We start from the raw sequence: 302 nt of genomic DNA, 5'->3' as shown, positions 1-302 counted from the left end.
GGTAAAGCGTCTGATGTCACCCAGAACACGGGCGGTGCACTGGTTACCAGTACAGCTGCAACCGTCACCGGCACAAACCGCCTGGGAGCATTCTCCGTTGTGGCGGGTAAGGCTGATAATGTCGTACTGGAAAATGGCGGACGTCTGGATGTGCTGAGCGGACACACAGCCACTAATACCCGTGTGGATGATGGCGGAACGCTGGATATCCGCAACGGTGGTGCCGCCACCACCGTATCCATGGGGAATGGCGGTGTACTGCTGGCCGATTCCGGTGCCGCTGTCAGTGGTACCCGGAGCGA

The 302-nt window shown here is 59.6% G+C and carries 1 protein-coding gene; it reads left to right on the top strand.

Annotation, left to right across the window (positions count from 1 at the left end; genetic code table 11):
- The coding region (locus tag LZP73_RS19925) for an AIDA repeat-containing protein (RefSeq protein WP_234236644.1) at window positions 1-302 on the top strand (302 nt) is incomplete at both ends.

The sequence above is a fragment of the Shewanella sp. AS16 genome (assembly GCF_021412365.1).
Taxonomy (GTDB): Bacteria; Pseudomonadota; Gammaproteobacteria; order Enterobacterales; family Shewanellaceae; genus Shewanella; species Shewanella salipaludis.
The sequence above is the reverse complement of the archived record's forward strand: the minus strand, read 5'-3'. Positions and strand labels throughout refer to the sequence as shown.